The sequence below is a fragment of the Flavobacterium potami genome, assembly GCF_020026915.1.
Taxonomy (GTDB): Bacteria; Bacteroidota; Bacteroidia; order Flavobacteriales; family Flavobacteriaceae; genus Flavobacterium; species Flavobacterium potami.
Genome location: NZ_JAINUY010000001.1, coordinates 157,658 through 180,671, shown reverse-complemented (window position 1 = coordinate 180,671; position 23,014 = coordinate 157,658). Strand labels below are relative to the sequence as shown.

Below are 23,014 nucleotides of genomic sequence, written 5' to 3'. Positions count from 1 at the left end.
ATAGGATTATTATTTACAAGTTTTTTGAATTTCCAAAGCTCTTTCTAATCCCCATTTTGGAGAAAAAGGAGTTGCTGGTTTAAAATTATTAAAAAGTTCAATAGATTTATCAACTTGTGCACATAAAGGTTTTGTATCAACTCCCGTCCATTTTGCACCGCCTAATTGATAATCAGCTTCACCAAAAACGGCTCTCGGATTGTTTGGATCTAATGCTTTTGCTTTTGCGTAAGCCTCCATAACTTTTCCAGAATATTTCATTCCGTTTGTCATTGGGTCTGCTACAACATATCCAGTGTAGATTAAAGCCTGCATTACGTACAATTCTGAATTACTTTGATCTTTTATCATTTCAGCATCTAAGGCATCTTGCGCTTTTGTCAATAACAAATCTATTTTTGTTTTATCTTTTTCTGTAAATACCGCTGTTGTATTAATTAAAGCAATGTAATAATTTGGCAAGTAGCTGTTTTTTTCTGCAGCAGCAATTCTTTCAAATAATTGAGAAGCTTCTGTGTTTTTTCCTTCTTTCCAAAGCCCGAAAGCTTTTGTCATTCCTTGTTCAAATTGTGTTTGAGCAGATAATAAACTGCAAATAAACAATGTAATAATGGTGATAATTTTGGTCATGATTTCTTTTTTTAAAGTTACTAAGGTTCTGAGATTCTAAGATTCTGAGTTTTTCTTTTGTTGATGATTAAAACTCTGGTTGTTAATTTATACTTCAAAAGTATGTCGGTTTTTAGTCTTATAAAATTAAATGATACTGAGTTGTTGATTTTGGTTACTGAATTGTTTCTTTTTGAGTTACAAAGGTTCAGAGTTACAAAGTGGCAAAGGTTTCTTTGCTAATTCTAGAGAGCCTTTGCACCTTTGAGCCTCTGAACCTTTGTCCCTTTAATTAAAGATTCTTCAACTGATTCTCATTTTTATTCTGGCTGATCGTCCAGAAGAAACCTACGAAGAAAAATCTGTCTGCGGTTGGAATTACTGCTTGTCTTTGATATACTCCGCTTGGATCTGGATTTCTTGCATAATCGTATCCGAAAACATTTTTTGTTCCTAAAAGGTTGGAAACCGAGAAATAAAGGATTTTTTGAGTGGTTAATAAATAGGCCCAGTTGAAACTCAAGCTATTGTATGATTTTGTTTTTCCATTCATAAATTGTGTTTGATTTGGATCGTTGTACGGACGTCCTGAACTAAAACTGTTTGTAAAACCAATTTGCGATTTCCAGTCTGTAATAAAATATTTTGTTACAACAGATAGATTATGATTGGCAACAAAACTTGGCGTTACCATACTTGGAAAGTTTTTATACTGTCTTTCTGAATCGATGTAAGAATAAGAAATCCAATATTCTAAGTTCTTATACAGATTACTATCTCCCCAAAGCAAATCGAATCCTTTTGCGTAACCTGATCCATTGTTATTGAAAACCGAATTGTATTGAATATCTCTCGTATCGTATTGAACCAAGTTGTTATAATCTTTATAATACAACTCTGTTCTCAGTAATTGCCCAGGTTTTGAAAACGTATAATTCAAAATATAATGTCTTGCTTTTTCGCTCTCGAACTGATGGTATTTTGAATACTTAACGTAATCTACAACCGGTGTCTGCGTAAAATCTCCGTAGGCAAAAGAAAACTGACTAGCTTTTGAAAGCTTATAACCTAATGAAGCTCTCGGTGCAATATTATTTTCATTTAACAAACTATTGTTCGAATATCTTAAACCTACTTTTAAAGCCAATTTTGTAGAAAACGAAATATCTCCTTCTGCATAAGATGCAAAGATATTAGAGTCATAACCGTTTTGAATAGCTGTCGTACTAGCAATATCTTCATTATATCTGGTAATGAAATAATCAGAACCAAAAGACAATCTAAAATAGTTTGACACCTTTTTTGATAATTTTAGTTTTAACTGAGCTGCATTTTCCTGACTGTCAATTCCTGTAATATCATATTTCAATTTATTTTTACTATAACCGTAACTGATTCCAGATGTTAGCTGCCAGCCTGGTCCAATACTTCCTTTGTAAGACGAATTCAAATAGAAGTTATTATTGTTCATATCCGTTCTGATTGGGTTTTCAAAATTGACATTCTTTTGGTTTAAATCGAATTTTTCTGAATCAAAAGAAGCATACAATTTGAAGATACCGTTTGTAAACTTATATCTGTAAACCGTTTCACCTCCTAAAGACTGATAAGGATTATTCCAATCTACGTTTTGAGGAATAACTGCCTGATAAGGTGCTAGATTAACGTACATCATATTAACACTCAAAGAACTTTTGTTCCATTTTTGTGTATTTCCTAAACTCAATCCAACCGTCATAAATCCGATATCTGTTTTTTCATGATCTTCTTCATCTTGTGTATTTAAAAGCAAAACACTCGATAAAGCCTCACCATATTCTGCAGAATACCCTCCCGTAGAAAAAGCGATTCCGCTAAATAAGAAAGGAGAAAATCGACTTCTTGTTGGCAAATTATTAGTTGTAGCGCCGTAAGGCTGTGCAACACGAATTCCGTCAACAAAAGTTTGCGTTTCGTTTGCTTCTCCTCCACGTACAAATAAACGTCCGTCCTCGCCTACACTTTGTGTTCCTGGCAAAGTTTGCAAAGCAGCGACAATATTTCCAGCAGAACCAGCAGTTGTTACAATATCCAAAGGTTTTAAGACAGAAACTCTTGCTTTATCTCCAGATTCTAGCGTTCCTGCCGTAATGACAACTGCATCTAGCGCATTCATGTTTTCTCGCAGTTTTATGATTTGATTTTTATAATTAGCAACATCTATTTCGGTTTTGAAAGTTTCGAAAATTAGAAAGCTTACTACTAAAAATTTATTTCCAGTTTCGGTAGTTTCAAAAGAGAACTCTCCCGTTTCAGAACTTGTAGCTCCATCGTAAGTTCCGTCAATATAAATGTTGGCACCTACAACTGGTTTCCCTTTTGGATCTGTTACTTTTCCTGAAATAATATTCTGGGCAAAAGTAAAAGTGCTTAACAATAATAAAATAAAAGTAATTCTGGTTTTCATGATATTGGTTTTTGATGAAGCAAATGTATTTTAACAATTCCTGTTAAAAAATATATAATAACCCAATTGTAGAATTTTAAGGATGAGTTGTAAATGAACTTATTTGTATCTTAGCTAGCAATTCCAAAAAATTACCATCTATGTCAGAAAGTACTAGAATTTCAAATTTATATCAATCCATTTATAATGGAAATCCTTGGTTGGAAGTTAATCTAGCCAACACTTTACAAAATGTAACCGCTGAGCAAGCGTACAGAAAAATAAATCCAAACCTGAATACAATTTGGGAAATAGTGAATCATTTGATTCAATGGAGAAGAAATATTTTAGAGCGCATGCAAGGAGAAGTAATTACAACTCCTGATCATAATTATTTTGTTCCTGTCATTGATCCTTCTGAAGTAGCTTGGGAACAATCACTCCAAACATTGGCAAAATCTCAAGATTCTTGGAACACTTTTTTTGAAACTTTTGATGATGCTGATTTAGCCAAAATCTATGTCAATAACGGTCATACTTATTATGAACATCTTCATGGAATTATTCAGCATGACGTTTACCATTTAGGACAGATTGTTATTTTGAAGAAATTGCTTTAATTTAATTTAAACACATAGAAACATAGATTTTTTATTTCTAGAAAAGAATATTTAGAAAATCTAGATTTTACCCATAGCTATGTGAATATATGCAAATGAAATGCCTTCAACACGTTTTACAACTATGTTTCTATGTGTTAAAATAAAAAAACATTATATGAAAAACTCCATTTTTATTTTAGCATTTTTACTTTTCAGTACAATCGGTTTTTCACAAGAAACCGAAGCGAAATACGATGAAGCTTTAGCAAAATCGCTTCACGCTGACGAATACGGAATGAAGAAATATGTTTTTTGTCTCTTAAAATCTGGAAGCAATACAACTGTTTCAAAAGAAGAAAGCAAAAAACTATTTGAAGGTCATATGGCAAACATTGGGAAATTAGCCAAAGAAGGAAAACTCGTTGTAGCTGGACCTTTCATGAAAAATGATAGAAATTATCGTGGCATTTACATCTTTAATGTAGAGACCATTGACGAGGCCAAAGCACTTGTCGCAACCGATCCTGCAATAAAAGCCAATTTACTTGAAGCCGAATTAACGCCTTGGTATTGCACCGCAGCTTTACAGGAAATCCCGAAAATGCATGATAAAATTGCCAAGACGAAAATGTAAAATATGAAAACAGAAAAAGAAAAAATGATCTCTGGCGAATATTACAACGCCTTTGATCCAGAATTGTTTAAAGGACGCAGAAATGCTAAAAATTTACTGCACACCTTAAACGTAAAAGAATACAGAGTTACCAAAAAAGCAAAAGAGATTCTAAAAGAACTAATTCCGAATGCTGGAGCTGGTTTGTATATCGAACCTCCTTTTCATTGCGATTATGGTTATAATATTTTCTGCGGAGAAAACGTTTATTTCAACGTAAATTGTGTCGTTTTGGACTGTGCACCGGTAAATATCGGATCGAATGTGTTTATTGCACCAAATGTTCAAATCTACACTGCTTCTCATCCGCTTGACGCTGAATTGAGAAAAACATTAGAAAATGCTTATCCTGTAACCATTGGCGACGATTGTTGGATTGGCGGAAATTCGGTTATTTGTCCGGGAGTAACCATCGGAAAAGGTTGTGTTATTGGAGCTGGATCTGTTGTTACAAAAGATATTCCAGACAATTCACTAGCAGTTGGAAATCCAGCGAAAGTCATTCGAAAATTAAATCCAGAACCTGAATCAGAAAAATAATGCTTACCCTTAATAAAGTCCATCATATTGCCATTTTATGTTCCGATTACGAAAAATCGAAATATTTCTATACTCAGATTTTGGGTTTAACGATAATTAGAGAAATCTATCGCGAAGAACGCCAGTCTTATAAATTAGATTTGGCTTTAAATGGCTCGTATGTTATCGAATTATTCTCATTCCCAAATCCGCCACAAAGACCTTCAAGACCAGAAGCTGTTGGTTTGCGTCATTTGGCTTTTGAAGTAATTAATCTGGAAGAAACCATTGCTTTTTTAACTTCAAAAAACATAGAATCTGAGCCAATCAGAATTGATGAAACGACAGAAAAACGTTTTACTTTTATTGCCGATCCAGATTTGTTGCCAATAGAATTCTATGAGAGATAGGTTTTTCAAAGGTTCAAAGTTACAAAGGAACAGAGGGACAGAGGTTTGCAGCAATAATTTTCTATGAATTGCGTCCACCTTTAGCTGGATGAATAAATATAACCTGAGAGAAGGGCTTTAGGCAAATAACGTATTGTTTGGCTAAAGCCCTTCTTTTTATTTACCCTACATCCAGCTAAAGGTGGAACCAATTCAAAAAACCTTTGTAACTTTGTAACTTTGAACCTTTGTTCCTTTTAACAAAAAAAGAAAGATTTTTCCTGTTTATATCAGTTTTAACACACTAAAATGAATATTTCCTAGAAAAAACCGATTTTGATGCTTAATTTTGTAACCCGCAGAAAAAAAATGCGGATCTTCAAATTTATAGTGATGAACAAAACGGCGCAAATCAAAAAAAATCATCAATTAATCAAATTCCGAAAATTAGTTATTGTTTCTATTTTAATTGGCTTTCTTTCAGCCTTCCTCGGAATTTCACTTAAAAAAATAACAGAGTATTACGAAGAAATCTTCTTTCATGAAGTTTCGGTTCACCCAATATTCTACATCGTATTTCCAGTTTTCGGATTATCAGTAATTTATTTCTTAAGACAATATCTTTTCAAGAAAAAAGAAAACAAAGGAATCAAAGAAGTTTTTGAAAGTACAGCATCAAAATCAAAAAATCTTCCTTCTTACAAAATTCCATCTCACTTCATCAACGGATTATTAACGGTTATTTTTGGAGGTTCTACAGGAATCGAAGTTTCTACCGTTGTCGCTACAGCAACAATTGGTTCTGTTGCTCACGAAAAAGAAAATGTTTTCCGTCAATATAAAACAGAATTAATCTGTGCAGGAGTTGCGGCTGGTGTTACAGCACTTTTCAGCAGTCCGATTGCGGGAGTTTTATTTGCTTTTGAAGTTATTTCTAGAAAAGTAACTCGTGCATTTGTAATTTCAAATTTAATTGCAGTTTCTATCGCATTTGGTTTATTGACCATTTTAAAAGAAGAACCATTGTTTGCTGTTTCAATTGCAACTTGGAATCTAAAAGCAATTCCGTACTTCATTCTTTTAGGAATTTTAGCAGGAATGAATTCGGTTTACTTAACACGTTGCGTTTTATTCTTTAAATCACAATTCGGTAAAATCGACACACATTATTACAAAATCATTTTAGGGTCTATTGTTTTAAGTGCTTCATTATTTATGTTCCCGCAATTGTACGGAGAAGGTTATCATGCTATTAAAGGAATTTTTGGAGGAGCTGCACAAATGCAATTGACTATAACTTTAGCCTTAACCTTTATCGGAATTTTAATTCTAAAACCAATTGTTACTTCTATAACATTGGCTTCTGGAGGCGACGGAGGTGTTTTTGCACCAAGTTTGTTCATTGGAGCATTTTTAGGCTTATTAGTCGCTTCTATCTTAAACAGCTTTTTCCATGTAAATGTAATTCCGGTTAACTTTATGATTATCGGAATGGCGGCCGTTCTAAGTGCTAGTATTCACGCCCCTTTTACAGCAATATTTTTAGTTTGCGGACTTACAAACGATTATACTTTGTTTTTTCCAATTTTGGTAGTTTGTTTGATTTCAAAATATACTGCAAAAACAATTTATCCGTATACCGTTTACAGTTATTCTCCAAGTTTAATTAAATAATCTCAGAGCAAAGTACATTAAAAAGCATAACACGCAAAATAAATACCACCACAATGCCAACTGAAAAAATAAGAAGAAGCTATCGCAAAACACGTTACATCCTTTACAAAGAAACTTTAATTGATTATAAAGAGCACTTTTGGTCCTTTTTAGGTTCTTTCGTCGGAATTGGAATTCTGGCTTATGTACAATCCATACATTTTTCCGGTCCTGATGCAGTTTATCTTATTGGTTCTTTTGGAGCATCGAGTGTTTTGGTTTACGGAATTATTCAGAGTCCGTTTTCTCAACCGCGTAATTTAGTTGGCGGACATGTAATTTCAGCACTTGTTGGAGTTACGGTTCACAAATTGGTTCCAGATATTATGTGGATTGCTGCGCCTTTAGCAGTTTCAATTGCCATTATTTTAATGCAGATTACCAAAACGCTTCACCCACCCGGAGGAGCAACAGCTTTAATCGCAGTTATCGGAACAGAAAAAGTAAAAGCTTTAGGTTATATGTATGTGCTTTCTCCAGTTTTTACAGGAGTTCTGATTTTACTTTTAACCGCTTTGGTTTTTAATAACATGACGCCGAGCAGAAGTTATCCTAGTAATTACCACAAACATTATCATAAAATTCGAAAAAGATTGGCGAGAAAGTAATTTTTTGTTTTATCGAATGTCACCCTGAGCGAAGTCGAAGGGCGTTCCAATTGGAAAAAGGGCTTCGACTTCGCTCAGCCTGACAAACTATTAAAAATCAACATTCTAAAATCTTTTCAACAAATCACGATTCGTGATTCGTATTTCATTTTTTATATTTTACCTTTGACCTCTCAATAAAAACAAAGATTATGGTTTATAAATTTAGAGTTATTCTAGACGCCGAAGAAGATATTTTCAGAGACATTGCTATTCTTGAGGAAGATACCCTTGAGGATTTACACAATGCAATCTTCAACTCTTTTGGCTTTGACGGATCAGAAGTGGCTTCATTTTATACTTGTGATGATACTTGGAATCAAGAAGATGAAATTCCGCTTTTCGATACAGGAGATGTTCCTGGCGAAATGAGAACCATGAACGATTATCCGTTATCTAGTATTTTAGACAAAGAAAATACAAAGATTATCTACGTTTATGATTTCATCAGCATGTGGACTTTCTTGGTTGAATTGGCTGCTGTAGAAGATGAACAAGTTGGAGTTACTTACCCAGAAACTTTATACTCTCATGGTGAAATGCCTGCAGACGCTATCGAAAAAAGCTTTGAAGCTGATGACATGCACGACGATATCTACGGAGAATTTGAAGACGACCTAGACGAAGACGATCTTGATATGTTCGAAGGCGATGATAGCTTCGAAGATTATGGGTTTGAGGAAAATTGGAATTAATCAAAGGCTCAAAGCTGCATAGGCACAAAGGTTCAGAGGGTTTTTAAAATCCAGCGATTTTAAAAATTTAATATTTTTCTTACTTTTATATTTTAATTTACTTTTGAATATAAAAAATATGAATACTTTTAGAAGTCTTTTTGTCTGGCAAAAATCTATGGCCTTTGTTACAGAAATTTACCAATTAACAGCATCATTTCCTAAAGAAGAAATCTACGGATTAACTTCACAAATTAGAAGAAGTTCAGTTTCAATTCCCAGCAACATTGCGGAAGGTTATGGAAGAGATGGAGACAGTGATTATTTACGATTTTTGAATATCTCTATGTCATCCTTATTTGAAATACAAACACAACTGGAGATTTCTTTTAATTTAAAATTTTTAACTGAAAATCAATTTAATAAAATATTTGGTGACAGCAGGGAGATAGAACGAATGTTGAGTTCTTTTATAAGAAAAGTAAAAGATCGCAAGTAGCCTTTGTTCCTCTGAACCTTTGCACCTCTGAACCTAGAAAAAAATGATCAACTTATTCAACACCCACATCGATACCCTTGCGATACATCGCGTAGGAAACAAAAGCCGTAATGAGGCTATTTTTTTATCAGAGCAACCATTTAATTTGAATGATGAGATTGTGCCTTTGATTAAAGAATTCTTCTTTAAGCCTTTTAGAGAAAAAGAAGAAAACTATTATCAGTTTGCACATGAAGTGGACTTGGACTACAACGACATGTTTAAATTTGCAACTGAGATTTTTGCTAATCCTACAAGCGTTCATGAGGTTTCTAAAAAAATCACAAAACATTTATACGAGCAGTCAAATCACCCACACATTAAAAACGGTGAGGTTTATGTAACGTATTTGACAAACCTAAGTATTGATAACAACGTTGTTGATGCAATCGGAATTTTTAAAAGCGAATTACAAGCCGACTTTTTACAGTTTGAAGAAAACGGAAGCAACCTTGAAATGATTTTACAACAAGGAATCAACTTGAGTAAATTAGATAAAGGATGTTTGATCTTTAACTACAAAAAAGAAGAAGGATACAAAATCTTAACTGTAGACAGCAACCGTTATGACGCGCGTTACTGGTTAGAGCACTTTTTATCTGTTGATGCTTTTGAAGATGAAAATTTCATCACTAAAAAATATTTGAAATTCTGTCAAAACTTCGCAAAAGACGTTGTTTTGCCAGCAGAAGACAAGAAAGAGGAAGTAATGTTTATGAACCGATCTGTGAATTATTTCGCTAAAAATGATCAGTTTGAAGAGCAGAATTTCTTGAATGAAGTACTAGACAATCCTGATTTGATTCCTGAATTTAAAAACTATAAAGTTGATAAAGGAGAAAAATACAGCATCGAAGATGTTACCTCATTCCCTATTGCCAACGCAGCAGTTTCTGACGCTAGAAAATCGATTAAAAACGTAATTAATTTGGATACTCATATTCAGATTAAAATGGATTTCATTAATCCTGAAAGCGCAGAAAAATTTGTTGAAAAAGGCTGGGATGAAGAAAAACAAATGTATTACTACTTAGTTTACTTCAACAAAGAAGAGAAAAGCTAAGAAGTTTTCATTTTCCATTACTTACTTATTAATACAGAAAACGGCAGCTACAATTGTAACTGCTGTTTTTTTTGCAATTGATTTTCTAAAACAACGCGAAAATCGATTTTAAAATATCATCGTAAACTTGTTTGTCTCTCTCGCCTGTTCTTGCTAAAACTCTAATTCCTGAATAGTTATTAAAGATAAAACGAGCCAAAGATCGAGCTTCTTGCTTATCAGAAATCTGTCCTAAATCCTGCCCTTTTTTTATGGCTTTAGAAAAAATATCTTCGACTGTTTTTTGATTGTCGTGAACAATTTTTGCAATTTCAGGATCATGCATCGCCAATTCAACGGATGAATTTACCATAAAACAACCTTTTGTAATTCGGTCTTGAAGACTTTCTATAACTGCTTGTTTAAAGATTTCGGTAAAAGCCGTTTTTATATTTGGAGCATTTTCTAAAAGTTCTATTAAAACATCGTGATTTTGCTTTTGATACCTTTTTAATGATTTAACAAAAAGCTTTTGCTTGTCGCCAAAAGTATCATACAAACTCGAACGGCTTAATCCTAAATGATTCACCAAATCCTGAGCCGAAGTTCCGTTGTAGCCTTTGTGCCAAAAAATCTCTATTGCTTTATCTAAAGCCTGATCTTCATTAAATTCTTTCGTTCTAGCCATGACATTCAAATTAAATTCTTTACAAAGATACAAAAATACGGAACAATCGTTCCTGAATCAGTCAAAAAAATTATACAACAGCATTTACAGTAAGTCCGCCGTCAACCACAATTTCAGTTCCTGTAATGAATGACGCATCATCAGAAGCTAAGAACGAAACTGTTTTTGCAATTTCAGCAGATTGAGCAAAACGTTTCAATAAAATCTTTTCACCTAAAATAGCTCCAAAACCTTCTACTTCTTCTTTTTGCAAACCAAGTTTTCCATACAATGGAGTTTCAACTGGCCCAGGAGAAACCGCATTTACTCTAATTTTTCTTGGCGCTAATTCTGTTGCAAATACTTTGTTTAAAGATAACACTGCTGCTTTACTTGCTGCGTAAACACTCGAATTTGGCATTCCGACATGAGCATTTATAGAAGTATTAAAAATAATAGAACCACCGTCATTTAAAATCGGTAATACTTTCTGAACAGTAAAATAAACACCTTTTACATTCACATTCATAATACTGTCATAATGATCCTCTGAAGCTGAATCAACTGGAGCAAAAGCTGCAATTCCGGCATTCAAGAATAAAATATCCACTTTTCCGAATTTTGCTTTTACTTCTTCAACCAAATTATCAATTGATTTTAAATCCGATTGATCGGCTACGATTCCAGTAACTTTCAATTCTGCTTCTGCTTTTACTAAAGCTTCTTTGTTTCTTCCTGTTACGATTACTTTTGCACCTTTTGCTACTAAATCGGCAGCAGCTGCATATCCAATTCCACTGTTTCCACCTGTTACTATGGCAACTTTGTTTTCTAAATTTTTCATTTTATTTAATTTTTAAGTTATTGATTATTCAATTATTATGGTACAAAGATATAATAACGGAACGATCGTTCCGTTATTATTTATGTTAAAAATTAGTTAAAATTAAAAGTTTCAATTAGGAGGCCTTTATTTTCGGAGGTTCTAACTATTTACTTATAAGCGAAAGAAATCGTAAAATTTCGAGTATTCTTAATTTATCATTAATTTTGCATTAAAAATAAACTAAGATGGATATTCAATTTTTCAAAGAAAGTCCTTTTACCACTATAATCTCTTTCCATAAGCTAATTGAATCTTTTGAAGAAATTGCTTTGTCTGATGTTGACTACAGATCAAATTACGCTAAAGCTATTCTCGAACAAATTGATTTGATTCCAGAATTACGAACTGGTATTACTGATTATGCTATTATTAAAGAGAATGAGGCCTTAATCAAAAACATATTAGCCGATTTATTTCCAACTGCCTTAACAAACAACGAAATAAAAGCCGTTACGATTCCATTTCAAAATATTTCCTTTAACTATACAGAACGTTTCAAAAAAATTCTGAAAAATGCAGGAGATGAATTTTATATGGAAATTCGTGATTTTAGCGAACATCAATTCTACATTAATAATTGTTGTTTGATTTTAAGCTATTATTACAAACAACATATCGATTTTAATCAGCCTTTTTTCTATGATATTCCAGATGAAAATGGTGTTGAGAAACATTATCGTATTTTATACAATGCTGATTTCATGGAAATTATTCCAACTGAAAATTCAATTCCGTTAACTCAGGAAGATATTAATCAGTTGATTGATAATTATAATGATATCGATTTATGGAAATCAAAATTCCCAAAAGGAAGCTGGATACTAAGAGGATTTGGAATTGTTTCTTTATTTGATGCTACTACAGAAAGTGCAATTTCTATATTAAAAAGTAATCTCTTGAAACCTGGGCCAAAAACAGTTGCTACAGATCAGGAAGTTTCTAATATTTTCCAATCGATTTTTAATCTTCCGAATTTAAAAGTTGGATTTATAATCTACAATCCTGAAGAAGAGAAATTTATCAGGCCTGCAAAATATGAAAACCAAATGAAAAGTTTTTTACTTTACGCCGATCAGGAAGTAGATTGTAAAAATGCTTTTTTTGGATGTTCTTTCGAAAATCTATTAGATAATAAAGAGCCTTTTGTAATTTCTGATGTTACAAAATTTACCGAAGAATCAACAAACAAAAGATTGGGTGAGCATTTACTAAACCAAAAAATTCAAAGCTGTATTTTTGCTCCAGTCATTAAAAACGATCATTTATTGGGAGTTGTCGAACTAGTTTCTGAAAACCCAAGAGATTTAAATAGTGTCAATGCTACAAAACTCGATTTGGTTCTTCCGTATTTAACAGACACTATTGATCGTTACAATACAGACATGCAACATCAGGTTGAGGCAATTATTCAACGAGAGTATACTACAATTCACCCAAGTGTGTATTGGAAATTTAAAAAAGAATCTCAAAATTATTTTCAAAACCTGAATCATACAAAAGATTATATTTTTAAAGAAATTGTCTTTAAAAACGTATTTCCATTGTATGGACAAATCGACATAAAAAGTTCGTCTGAACACAGAAACGAAACTGTAAAAATTGATTTAAAAAGTCAATTGACGGCACTTCTGGAAATCTTCGATAATCAAAAACCAAATTCAAATCTAGTTCTTCTAGAACAAAGAAAGTTTGAATTGGAGTCACTTCGAAGTGAATTGGATTTTCCTTTAAAGGCTGATACCGAACAACATATTCAGCGTTACATTGAAGAAGAAATTCATCCAATATTAAAGAATACGAAAGGAAATGCTAAAGACGAAAAATTAGCTGAATTGTATTTTGAAAGACTAGATGAAAAAACAGGAATGTTTTATCATGAAAGAAAGAAGTTTGACAATGCAATGTCGATTATCAACAAGAGATTGGCGACCGTTTTAGACAGAAAACAAGTCGAAGCGCAACAAATTTATCCGCATTACTACGAGCGTTTTAAGACCGATGGTGTAGAGCATAATTTGTATATCGGAGCTTCTATTTCGCCAACAAAACCATTTGATATTATGTATTTGCATAATCTTCGTTTATGGCAATTACAGACTTTGTGCGAGATGGAACTGGAACATCACGAACTTAAAGAATCGCTTCCTTATGAGCTGGATGTTACTTCTTTGATTTTAGTATTCAGTTCGCCACTTTCAATTCGTTTTAGAATGGATGAAAAACGCTTTGATGTTGACGGAACCTACAATGCAAGATATGAAGTCGTTAAAAAACGAATCGACAAATCGAATATTAAAGGAACAAACGAAAGAATTACTGAAAAAGAAAAAATCACAATCGTTTACTCTCAAAACAGTGAAGAAGCAGAATATTTAAAATACATTAAATACTTGCAACACAAAAAAATTCTGGAACCTTCAATCGAGCAATTTGAAGTTGAAGACCTTCAAGGAGTTTCTGGTTTGAGAGCAATTCGTGTTAAAGTAATAAATAACACTTCTAAATCTGGAACAAAAAAAATTACTTATCAGGATTTGCTGGATGAATTAAATTAAAAAGAAAAGCGTTGTCAAAGTTTGAAATCTGACAACGCTTTTTTTATAAGTAAATATTTTTTTTAGATCGTAATCCCTTTAAAAGCAATCACAAACGAAATAACAGTAATAATTATTCCCACCATGAAAAAGTTATAAGCAATTCGGAGTAAATTATATTTTCGTTGTAAAACCAATCCTAAGTAATACAAATCTTTAATCATGGTCGAGTATAGATAATCTCTGTCTTTCATCATTTCATTCATTGCCCAGTCATAATCTTCTAGAGGCATTTTATAGAAATTTCCAAAGAACATTAAATTCACTTTTTTAGCTTCTACATCGTCACGTGTAAAAAATCCCGAAGTAACTTTTGGTCTTGTCGAAAGAATAGCAAAAATGATTGTAATCACGCTTGACATCAACATTATAAATGTCGGAACAACTAAATGTGCATTTTTTGGACTATCCAATTTTGGAATAATAGACGAAAGCGCAATCGAGATAATAATGGCATTTACAGACAATAAGATATTGGCTTTACTATCTGCAATTCCGCTTAAACGAGTGTGATTTCCAAGCGTAACACGAAACAAAGTATCGATTCCACGATCTGGTTTTTCGGCTTTATCTTTCTTTTTGTTTTCTTCTTCTATCGCAGCAGCGGCTTTTACTTCTTGCTTATTAATTTTTTTCTGAATCACTAAAAGATTCTTTTCTTTTAATGGTTGCCACTTTCTTAATGCATAATCGGTATAAAAACGATGTTTATTCAACAAGAAGTTTAAGTTTTCTTTTGTCCACTCTGCATTTGAAAAACTTACTATTCCGGTATTTTTTAGTTCCAGACGTAATAATTCGCAGGTTGTCGTATACTCCGTTCCCATTAAATGAGCATAATCTGCATCTTTAATGATTTTTTCCAAATGCGTTTTTGGTACATATTCTTTGGCTGTAGCCAAAATCAAGCTTGAAACAAGTTTTATAAATTCTTCCGACTTGCCTTTTTCTTTCAAAAAATCTTCCGCTATTTTAATACTCTTTGCTTCATGGTTTTCATAACCCTGAACATATCCGGTATCATGAAACCAAGCAGCTACTAAAAGTGCTTCTTTATCGTCACCTTCAACATCTTCTTTTTTACAAAGTTCTTTTACCGCATTAACCACTGTGAAAGTATGGTTAAAATTATGATAAGAATATAAATTAGAAAGTTTATCTTTGAGTAAATTACTGACGAAATCTTCGGATTGTTCTATTAGATTCATAAAGAATATTTTTATACCACTAAATTATGAAATTGTTTTTGGATAATCATTTTATTGCAAAAATTAAAACGGGAACTATTGCTTTAACCACACTTTTCCTTGTTTATTCTTGCGCAACCAACAAGCCCCAATACGGAAAAAATGTAAGCGCGAACGAAAATGAAAACGCTACAGACACTATAAAAATTGCACATACTTTTTATTTAGTCGGAGACGCAGGAAACGCTGATGAACAGCAAGCACAACAGACCCTAGAACTCTTACATAAAAGGCTTGAAAAAGCAAGTAAAAAGTCGACTCTGCTTTTTTTAGGAGACAATATTTACCCAAAAGGCTTTCCTGCAGATAAAAACGCGAAAGACAAAGCTTTAGCAGAAACAAAACTAACTAATCAATTAAAATTAACGAAAGGTTTTAGAGGAAAAACAATTGTTATTCCAGGAAATCACGATTGGTACAGCGGCATTAAAGGACTAGAAAAACAAGCCGATTTTGTAACTAAATATTTAAACGATAAAAAAGCTTTTTTACCTAGAAAATCTTGCCCTATTGAAGATGTAAAAATCGATAGCACTGCAACGTTGATAGCTGTTGATAGTGAATGGTTTCTGGAAGATTGGGACAATCATCCGACAATTAACGATAATTGTGAAATTAAATCCAGAGAAGATTTTTTCGAGGAATTGGAAAGCCTTTTAAATAAAAATCAGGAAAAAACTGTTGTTTTAGCGATTCACCATCCACTTTTAAGCAATGGAACTCACGGCGGACAATTTTCATTAGAAAAACAATTATTTCCACTAGAGAAAAAAATTCCGTTGCCAATAATTGGTTCTTTTATCAATTTACTAAGAAAAACATCTGGTGTTAGTCCGCAGGATATTCAAAACAAACAATATACAATTTATGCAAAGCGAATTAAAACACTTTTGCAAAAACAAAAAAACGTTATTGTAGTTTCTGGACATGATCATAATCTTCAATACATTAGTAAAGAAAACATTCAGCAGATTATAAGTGGTGCTGGATCAAAATCGGAAGCGGCCAGAGCTATAAATCCGTTTGATTTTTCTTATGGAGGAAATGGTTACGCAACTTTGACTTTATTTAAAAGTGGAGATGCAAAAGTTTCATTCTATGGAAACAATAATAATAAAGAGAAATTATTATTTGAGAAAGAGATCATAAAAGCAAAAGAAATTAATTGGGCTGCAAATCTTCCAAATACTTTTCCTTCAAAGGTTACTGCTTCGATTTATTCTACAAAAATGACCACTAAAAGTGCTTTTCACAGATTTTTGTTTGGTAACCATTATAGAAAATACTACAGTCTTCCAATTGAGGCAACTACTGCTACTGTAGATACTTTAAAAGGCGGCTTGAAACCCATTCGCGAAGGCGGCGGACATCAATCTGTTTCTTTAAGAATGTCTGATCCTCAAGGCCGAGAATATGTTATGCGAGCCATGAAAAAAAGTGCTTCTGTATTTTTACAATCTGTTGCTTTCAAAGATCAGTATGTGGTAAACGATTTTGAAAAAACATACGCAGAAGATTTTCTGTTTGATTTCTATACCACTTCTCATCCCTATTCTTCTTTTGCTATTGGAAGCATGTCTGATAAGATTGGTTTAAGACATACTAATCCGATTTTATATTATATTCCGAAGCAAAATGGTTTAGGCGAATTTAATGCCGGTTATGGTGATCAATTATACATGGTCGAAGAAAGACCTGCTGATAATCATTTGGATGGAAAAAATTTCGGAAAACCAGGTAATATTATCGGAACCGATGAAATGATGCTGAATCTTCATAAAGACGAAAAATATACTGTTGATGAAAAAGAATATATTAAAGCGAGATTGTTTGATATGCTTTTGGGCGATTGGGACAGACACAGCGATCAATGGCGTTGGGCTGAATATAAAGAAAACGGAAAAGTCATTTACCGACCTATTCCGCGAGACAGAGATCAGGCTTTTGTAAAATATGACGGTGCTTTGCTTTCTATTTTAATGAATATTCCAGCGTTGCGTCATATGCGAACTTTCAAACATAAAATTGATAATGTAAAATGGCTGAGCAGAGAACCGTATCCGATGGATTTGGCTTTCCTGAAAACGGCAACAGAAAAAGACTGGATTGAGCAAGCAAAATACATTCAGGAAAATTTATCTGACAGCGATATTGATGTTGCTTTCAAAAATTTACCAAAAGAAGTCCAAGATGCAACAATTGATGAGATCAAAGCGAAACTGAAAAACAGAAAAAAAGATCTCCAGAAATATGCTATTCGCTATTCTGATGTTTTAAGCAAAACCGTAATGATTGCCGGAACTGACAAAAAAGACAAATTTGTTTTGAATCATAATGTTCGAAAAGGAATTGAAATTCAGGTTTTCAGGATTAAAAAAGAAGGAGATGATTTAGTTTACAAGAAAAATGTAACGGATGCCAAAACTCGAAATTTATGGATTTATGGTTTGGATGACGATGATGTTTTTGAAGTTAAAGGTGACCAGAAATCTAATATCAAAATTCGTTTAATCGGTGGGCAGAACAATGACACCTACAATATTGAAAACGGAAAAAAAGTGATTGTTTACGATTTTAAATCAAAACCAAATACTTATAATCTGGATTCTAAAACACAAACACAATTGACGGACGATTATGATGTGAATACATACAATTATGAAAGACCAAAATATAATGTCGTTTCGGGACTTCCAAATATCGGATTTAATCCTGATGACGGCGTAAAAGTGGGAATCAATTTAAATTACACCGTTAATAATTTCAAACAAAACCCTTACACGCAAAGACATGTTCTTAATGCTTTCTATTATTTTGCTACGGGCGGTTTAGAGTTTAATTATGCGGCACATTTTCCTGGTTTATTAGGAAAATGGGTTATCGATGTCGAATCTTTATATACAACTCCGAATTTTGCAATGAACTATTTTGGTTATGGAAATGAATCAAAATATGAAAACGACGATGATTTGGATTATAATCGAGTTCGTATCAGAAAGTTTAATGCTTCTGGAGCGATTCGCCATGTTGGAAGATATGGAAGTGAATTTAGTGTTCAGCCAATTTTTCAGCGAATGAATGTTGAAAAAACTGAAAACCGATATATTAACATTCCCGGAATCGTAAATCCAGATATATTTGATGCTCAAAATTTTGGAAGCTTAAAGGTTAAATATCTGTTTAAAAATTCAGATTTTGTAGCGAAACCAACTCTAGGTATATATTTTATGCTTGCTGGAACATGGACAACCAATCTAGATGAAACGAAAAAGAATTTCCCAACTCTAGAAAGTGTTTTAGGTTTTACGCATAAATTAGATCATAACGGAAAATTGATTTTAGCAACTTACGTTAAAGGAAAAGCCATTTTAAATAACAACTACGAATTTTATCAAGGAGCTTCTTTAGGTGGCGATACCGATTTACGCGGATTTAGAAATGAACGTTTCTTAGGAAATTCTTATTTCTCTCAAAGTTCAGATTTACGTTTAAGTATTGGTAAAATCAGAAAAACGCTTGCGCCAATGACGTACGGAATTTTAGGTGGTTTTGACTACGGAAGAGTTTGGTTGGACGGTGAAGATTCTAAAAAATGGCATCACGATTACGGCGGCGGACTTTGGTTGAATGCTATAAATGTAATTACGGCAAGAATTTCGTATTTCAAATCTCCCGACGAAATCGGAAGGGTGATTTTTGGAGCGGCTTATAGTTTCTAGGTTCATAGCCACAAAGGCTCAAAGGAACAAAGTTTTTTTAGCCACGAATTCACGAATTTTAATTATAAAACTTCTGAAATCGTGGCTGTTTGTTTGCCACGAATTACACAAATATGCACAAATTAAATTTTTATTCTTTGTATAAAAATTAGCGGAAATTAGTGAAATTCGTGGCTAACTTTTTTCTTAGCATCTTATAAGCTTAGTGACTCAGAAGCTTAAACTCATACACCTTTCCTCCTATTTTGTTTGTTTTTTCATCGGCTATTAACAAAGTGTTGTTGTCTTTAAAAACGATGGCTTCTTTTTGAGAAAAGTGATTTAGACTCAATTCTGTTTGTGTTCCTTTATGAAATAAATCTCCTTTAAAATCTTTAAACAACAAGATTTTATCATGACTTAATAACGCCACTTTTTTTCCATCTGGGCTAATTGTTGCGCTTGTTAATACACAATGATTGTAATTGTTACAAGTTTTAAACTCCCCTATTTTAACGGCCTTTTGAGTTCCTGCCGCATTTTTTATTTTGTATATGAAAGCTGTTCCATCAAAACCTTTACTTCTGTTTTTGGTGAAAAGATAGAAATAACCATTTTGTTCAAAGAAACCTTCAACATCATAAAACATTTCTTTTTTCTTTGGAGGAAATTCCGTTTGTTCCGGATAAGAAAATGAGATTTTATATTCGGCTTTGGCCAAATCATTATTCAATTGATTTTTGGCTACTTTATAAATACATAAATCCCTTCTTTCATTGGCATTATTACCAAAATCTCCAATATAAATATTGCCGGATTTATCTTTTGTAATATCTTCCCAATCTACATTTGTAGCGTTAGAAATAGTTATAGTTTTAGTCAATTTTCCTTTAGAATCAATAGCATAAATCGCGTTTTTATTTCCGCTATCTTCCAAAGTATAAAGAATATTGGTTTCAGGAAAATAAGTAATTCCAGATGATTCTTTTATTTTTTTTGGAAGCGAATAAAGTTCTTTTAAATCAGAACCAGATTGTTTCTGGCACGCTAATAAAACAATTGAACAAATAACTAAAAAAGACTTTTTCATAAAATTTATTTTTTTGAAACTATATAAGTCATATAAGTAATTTAAGAAGCAATGCCTATTGAACTTATATGACTTATGGTAAAACTTTTAAACTAAATTAGTGTTTTTAAAATTACGGATAATGAACTCAAACGCTGCGTGCATAACATGTCCCATTGATTTTGCATTTTTAAATTTCATGTCGTTGGTATAACGGTACAACTCCATTTTTAATTGCAATAAATGTTCATGTGTAGAAATCGTATCGTGGCACATTATATTCAATAATTTATGGATTCTGGTTTCTGCCGAATGAATACGCTTCGCCAAAATCGCTCTTTCTTCATCTTTATATTGAATAATCGAACGTTCTTCTAATTTCTCTTTAATCAATTGAATCATCGGAAAATTTTCCTTGAAAAACTGCGGACGATATACTTTAAAATTACCTTCATAACATTGCTGGTCAAAATCGATTGGGCGAATCTTATATACTACCTGATCAAAATCGTGAATCGGGACAATCACATAATTGTAGGCGCGCATATCTCCGAGAAGTCTAATCATACATCTTTCGTTAAACTTCACAAACTCTTTTGCAATTTGCGCCTTTTCTGTTTCAGAACAGCTTTCGAGTAATGTATCCATAAAAACATCACCCGGAATTCCGATAATATGTTCTTCGATCAAAGTATCTTTATAAACCAAAAAATTGATTTTATCTGGCGAAAGAATATCTTCCAATTCTAATCCGTAAATTCTTGAGGCATCAGCTTTTTTGATGTAAAAATGAACATAATTATCATTTAGGATATTTCTAACCTTAATTCGAAAAGGTTTCGAATTCCCGAAAGTACAATAATCAATTGCATCTACATTTAGATACTGAATGATTTCGCTGTTTCCATCAGAATGAAGCAGCGAGTAGATTTTCTTTAAATTAAGATCAATTTCATTACGCTCAAATTCTCCATAATAAACACGAATCCAAAGTGTATCTGTATCATTTTTATCGTAAACATTGATGGAGCCTGAAAAGCGAAGCAAATCATCATAAAACACAGAAACTTTAGAAATACGCTCGTATCGCTCCAAATAACTTAAAAGTGGCTGTGTTAAAGGATAAGAAGGTTTTTTTAAAACCATTAAAGGCTCGCTCATTTTGAATATCTTTATTACAAATTTACATCAATACGATTTAAAGTCAGAATTTAAAGTAACAAAAATCAAGTTGGTTCGTCATACTAAAAACTAAAACCAGAAAAATTTGGAAACCATATTAACCATTGAGAATCTAAATAAAAGATACGGCCGAATTCAGGCTTTAAAAAATGTATCTTTTGAAATAAAGAAAGGTCGCGTTTATGGCATTCTTGGCCCAAACGGAAGCGGAAAATCGACTACATTGGGTATTGTACTAAATGTGGTGAACAAATCATCTGGTACTTATCGATGGTTTGATGGCAAAGTTGAAACACACGATGCCTTAAAAAAAGTGGGCGCTATTATAGAAAGACCCAATTTTTACCCATACATGACCGCAGAGCAAAACTTGAAATTGGTGTGCAAAATCAAAAACATCAATTATGCCAAGGTTAATGAAAAGCTAGAATTGGTTGGTTTGAACGAAAGAAAGGATAGCAAATTCAGCACTTTTTCTTTAGGAATGAAACAGCGTCTGGCCATTGCGTCTGCACTTTTAAATGATCCAGAAATTTTAATTTTAGATGAACCAACAAATGGATTGGATCCGCAGGGAATTCACCAGATTCGCGATATCATTAAAAAAATTGCATCTCAAGGAACCACAATTTTACTGGCATCGCATTTATTAGACGAAGTTGAAAAAGTTTGTTCTCAGGTAATTGTTTTAAGAAAAGGAGAAATTTTATATTCTGGTTCTGTAGACGGAATGTCATCTAATGAAGGTTTCTTTGAAATTCAAGCTAATGATAATTTACTTTTAAAAACAGTTTTACAAGAACACCAAGCCGTTGATCGAATTTCAGAAGAAGACGGAAAAATTTTAGTTTATCTAAAATCTGAATTGTCTGCTTCAGATCTGAATCAATTTTTATTTTCCAAAAATGTTGTTTTAAGCCATTTGGTAAAACGCAAAAACAGCTTAGAAGCTCAATTTTTAGAATTAACCAAAAACGCTACTGCTCAAAAAAACTAAATCATGAAAAGACTTCTTTCTATAGAATTACAAAAAATCTGGATGAATAAAGCCAGTCGCATATTAACTTTAACTTATTTTATATTACTTTCTTTTATAGCACTTATTGCGGCAATAAAATTTGATATTGGGCCTTTCAAATTTCATTTGGCCGAAATGGGAATCTTTAATTTTCCATTTATCTGGCATTTTAACACCTACGTTGCCGCTTGGTTGAAATTCTTTCTAGCAATTGTAATTGTCTCCATGATGGCAAACGAATACAGTTATGGAACCTTAAAACAAAACTTAATTGATGGTTTAAGCAAAAAAGAATTTATACTTTCGAAATTCTTAACGGTAGTTTTATTTGCTTTTGGTTCTACAGTTTTTGTTTTTGTAATGAGTCTGCTTTTAGGATTATCATTTTCTTCTTATACTGAATTTGGTATTATTTTTAGTGATTTGGATTATTTACTAGCCTTTTTTGTAAAACTAACAGGCTTCTTTTCTTTCTGTTTATTCTTAGGAATTTTTGTAAAGCGTTCGGCTTTTGCTTTAGGTTTTCTTTTAGTCTGGAGTATTATTGAAGCAATTATTAGAGGTTTTTTAGCATTTAAGATGTTTCCTGAAAGTAATACAGATGAAAAAATTACGCAGTTTTTACCTTTAGAGTCAATGTCAAATCTTATTGTTAATCCTGGTCCAAGATTGTCTGTAGTAAAAAATATTGGCACACAAATGGGAATTGAAACCAATATCGATTACAGTGTAAATTACTCTGCAATTTTAATTGTTTTAACATGGACCGCAATATTTGTATGTTCTTCTTATAAATTATTAAAAAATAGAGATTTATAGTAT

Annotated in this window: 20 protein-coding genes; 13 read left to right on the top strand and 7 right to left on the bottom strand. The window is 32.6% G+C overall.

Annotated features, from left to right (window positions below):
* Window positions 1-9 precede the first annotated feature (9 nt).
* Window positions 10-630, bottom strand: coding sequence for a hypothetical protein (locus tag K6T82_RS00845; protein ID WP_223704132.1), 621 nt, complete (start codon window positions 628-630; stop codon window positions 10-12).
* Window positions 631-901: 271 nt separating this feature from the next.
* Window positions 902-3,055 (bottom strand): TonB-dependent receptor, encoded by a 2,154-nt coding sequence (locus tag K6T82_RS00840; protein WP_223704131.1) that lies wholly within the window; start codon window positions 3,053-3,055, stop codon window positions 902-904.
* Between the two features lie 140 nt (window positions 3,056-3,195).
* Between K6T82_RS00840 and K6T82_RS00835 the strand changes: the two genes are divergently transcribed.
* The 9 genes from K6T82_RS00835 to K6T82_RS00795 all read left to right on the top strand — a co-directional run bounded on the left by K6T82_RS00835 (window position 3,196) and on the right by K6T82_RS00795 (window position 9,852).
* Entirely contained in the window at window positions 3,196-3,654 is a 459-nt protein-coding gene (locus tag K6T82_RS00835; RefSeq protein WP_223704130.1) for a DinB family protein, read from the top strand.
* Between the two features lie 157 nt (window positions 3,655-3,811).
* Window positions 3,812-4,270, top strand: a complete 459-nt coding sequence (locus K6T82_RS00830; RefSeq protein ID WP_223704129.1) for a YciI family protein — start codon at window positions 3,812-3,814, stop codon at window positions 4,268-4,270.
* A 3-nt stretch (window positions 4,271-4,273) separates the two neighbouring features.
* Window positions 4,274-4,849 carry a sugar O-acetyltransferase gene (locus tag K6T82_RS00825; protein WP_223704128.1) on the top strand — a complete coding sequence of 192 codons (576 nt, stop codon included), beginning with the start codon at window positions 4,274-4,276 and terminating at the stop codon, window positions 4,847-4,849.
* Window positions 4,849-5,238 (top strand): SMU1112c/YaeR family gloxylase I-like metalloprotein, encoded by a 390-nt coding sequence (gene gloA2 / locus K6T82_RS00820; protein ID WP_160782056.1) that lies wholly within the window; start codon window positions 4,849-4,851, stop codon window positions 5,236-5,238. The genes K6T82_RS00825 and gloA2 overlap by 1 nt, the downstream gene beginning before the upstream one ends.
* Window positions 5,239-5,610: 372 nt before the next feature.
* On the top strand, window positions 5,611-6,891 hold the full coding sequence (locus tag K6T82_RS00815; RefSeq protein WP_223704127.1) for a chloride channel protein: 1,281 nt from the start codon (window positions 5,611-5,613) through the stop codon (window positions 6,889-6,891).
* A gap of 53 nt (window positions 6,892-6,944) precedes the next feature.
* A complete protein-coding gene (locus K6T82_RS00810) occupies window positions 6,945-7,538 on the top strand; it encodes an HPP family protein (protein WP_223704126.1) in 594 nt (197 codons plus the stop codon).
* Between the two features lie 191 nt (window positions 7,539-7,729).
* Entirely contained in the window at window positions 7,730-8,272 is a 543-nt protein-coding gene (locus tag K6T82_RS00805) for a plasmid pRiA4b ORF-3 family protein (RefSeq protein ID WP_223704125.1), read from the top strand.
* 118 nt (window positions 8,273-8,390) lie between these two features.
* Window positions 8,391-8,750 (top strand): four helix bundle protein, encoded by a 360-nt coding sequence (locus tag K6T82_RS00800; RefSeq protein WP_223704124.1) that lies wholly within the window; start codon window positions 8,391-8,393, stop codon window positions 8,748-8,750.
* 43 nt (window positions 8,751-8,793) lie between these two features.
* Window positions 8,794-9,852, top strand: a complete 1,059-nt coding sequence (locus K6T82_RS00795; protein WP_223704123.1) for a nucleoid-associated protein — start codon at window positions 8,794-8,796, stop codon at window positions 9,850-9,852.
* 85 nt (window positions 9,853-9,937) lie between these two features.
* On the opposite strand, the gene K6T82_RS00790 is transcribed toward K6T82_RS00795, so the two are convergent.
* The gene (locus K6T82_RS00790) at window positions 9,938-10,519 is read right to left on the bottom strand and encodes a TetR/AcrR family transcriptional regulator (protein WP_223704122.1); all 582 of its coding nucleotides are present in this window, start codon (window positions 10,517-10,519) and stop codon (window positions 9,938-9,940) included.
* 70 nt (window positions 10,520-10,589) lie between these two features.
* Complete coding sequence (locus tag K6T82_RS00785) at window positions 10,590-11,342, bottom strand: glucose 1-dehydrogenase (RefSeq protein WP_223704121.1); 753 nt, start codon at window positions 11,340-11,342, stop codon at window positions 10,590-10,592.
* Between the two features lie 227 nt (window positions 11,343-11,569).
* Between K6T82_RS00785 and K6T82_RS00780 the strand changes: the two genes are divergently transcribed.
* Window positions 11,570-13,939, top strand: a complete 2,370-nt coding sequence (locus tag K6T82_RS00780; RefSeq protein ID WP_223704120.1) for a GAF domain-containing protein — start codon at window positions 11,570-11,572, stop codon at window positions 13,937-13,939.
* Window positions 13,940-14,001: 62 nt separating this feature from the next.
* On the opposite strand, the gene K6T82_RS00775 is transcribed toward K6T82_RS00780, so the two are convergent.
* Window positions 14,002-15,186, bottom strand: coding sequence for a Pycsar system effector family protein (locus tag K6T82_RS00775; protein ID WP_223704119.1), 1,185 nt, complete (start codon window positions 15,184-15,186; stop codon window positions 14,002-14,004).
* Between the two features lie 26 nt (window positions 15,187-15,212).
* Here K6T82_RS00775 and K6T82_RS00770 point away from each other — a divergent pair, with 26 nt between their 5' ends.
* Window positions 15,213-18,944 carry a metallophosphoesterase gene (locus tag K6T82_RS00770; RefSeq protein ID WP_223704118.1) on the top strand — a complete coding sequence of 1,244 codons (3,732 nt, stop codon included), beginning with the start codon at window positions 15,213-15,215 and terminating at the stop codon, window positions 18,942-18,944.
* Window positions 18,945-19,146: 202 nt separating this feature from the next.
* Here the strand turns inward: K6T82_RS00770 and K6T82_RS00765 are convergent, their stop codons facing one another.
* Window positions 19,147-20,013, bottom strand: a complete 867-nt coding sequence (locus tag K6T82_RS00765; protein ID WP_223704117.1) for an SdiA-regulated/phytase-like domain-containing protein — start codon at window positions 20,011-20,013, stop codon at window positions 19,147-19,149.
* Between the two features lie 87 nt (window positions 20,014-20,100).
* Window positions 20,101-21,153, bottom strand: coding sequence for a hypothetical protein (locus tag K6T82_RS00760; protein ID WP_223704116.1), 1,053 nt, complete (start codon window positions 21,151-21,153; stop codon window positions 20,101-20,103).
* A 106-nt stretch (window positions 21,154-21,259) separates the two neighbouring features.
* On the opposite strand from K6T82_RS00760, the gene K6T82_RS00755 reads away from it, so the two are divergent.
* Together K6T82_RS00755 and K6T82_RS00750 are read left to right on the top strand one after the other, a co-directional pair.
* A complete protein-coding gene (locus K6T82_RS00755) occupies window positions 21,260-22,171 on the top strand; it encodes an ABC transporter ATP-binding protein (protein WP_223704115.1) in 912 nt (303 codons plus the stop codon).
* Window positions 22,172-22,174: 3 nt separating this feature from the next.
* Window positions 22,175-23,011 (top strand): ABC transporter permease, encoded by an 837-nt coding sequence (locus tag K6T82_RS00750; RefSeq protein ID WP_223704114.1) that lies wholly within the window; start codon window positions 22,175-22,177, stop codon window positions 23,009-23,011.
* Window positions 23,012-23,014: the final 3 nt, after the last annotated feature.